Raw genomic sequence first — 1,114 nt, forward strand, 5'->3', positions numbered from 1 at the left:
CCCCCCCCCTCTTTCTGTATTACATGAAGAACTATCCATCTGCCTTTCTCTCACGGCAAAGAGATATCCAAGCAACCAGCTAGCTACCTACCGATGCGATGAAATTGTAGGGTAAATTCAGGTTTTATTTGACAGTTTGAAAAAACAGATGCTAGAATGATCTAAACGGACCACTTCGTTGTGTTGTTTTTGCAAAATAAACACTATACTAACAGCTTGGGGAGGCAATAGGTAAAATGAACGATGTCGTCAAAATAAACGGTCACTCCCTGACCCTAAGGGACCTTGTCAACGTAGCGAGAAAGGGCTACTCCGTCGAGATCGACGAAGAGGCCATAAAAAAGGTCAACTACGCCTCGTCACTGATCCAGAAATGGGTGGAGGACAACAGGATAATATACGGTGTCACCACCGGATTCGGAGATCTGGCTACGGTAAACGTCGACAGAGAGAAATGCACCCTTCTTCAGGAAAACCTCCTGAGAAGCCACGCGGTAGGCGTAGGGGATCCCCTCCCGATTGAGACCGTCAGAGCTATCATGCTACTAAGGCTCAACGGACTGACCGCCGGACATTCGGGTATCACCCTGGAGACTCTCACCCAGATGGTCAACTTCCTCAACTTAGACATCATCCCCCACGTCCCCTCTCAGGGATCGGTGGGAGCCAGCGGAGACCTCTGTCCTCTCTCGCACATAGCGGTCTCGATGCTCGGAGAGGGAGACGTCTTCTACAAAGGCGTTCGCATGTCCGCTCTGGAGGCGATGAGCAAGGCCGGACTCAAGCCGATACACCTCCATCCTAAAGAGGGACTGGCCCTCAACAACGGAACCGCCGCCCTGACCGGTCTGGGAGCATTGGCCCTCTGGGACGCCCTTACCGTAGCGAAGACCGCAGACATAGCAGGAGCCCTCTCGGTGGAGGCCCTCCACGGCGTACCCTACGCTTTCGACGAGAGAACCCACGCAATCCGACCCCATCAGGGACAGATCGACGTGGCCTCCAACATCAGAAGACTCATCCAGGACAGCCAGATAATTGAGAAATTCAAACACGAGAGGGTACAGGACGCCTACTCGCTTCGCTGTATCCCCATAGTGCACGGAGCCAGCAG

1 protein-coding gene is annotated in these 1,114 nt (G+C 53.2%); it reads left to right on the forward strand.

What is annotated here, in order from left to right; translation table 11 throughout:
• Positions 1–236 precede the first annotated feature (236 nt).
• Positions 237–1,114 (forward strand): HAL/PAL/TAL family ammonia-lyase (locus L2W58_RS06595; protein WP_236102558.1); only part of this gene is annotated, 878 nt, incomplete at its 3' end.

This window comes from Dethiosulfovibrio faecalis (assembly GCF_021568795.1).
In the GTDB taxonomy this organism is placed as follows: domain Bacteria; phylum Synergistota; class Synergistia; order Synergistales; family Dethiosulfovibrionaceae; genus Dethiosulfovibrio; species Dethiosulfovibrio faecalis.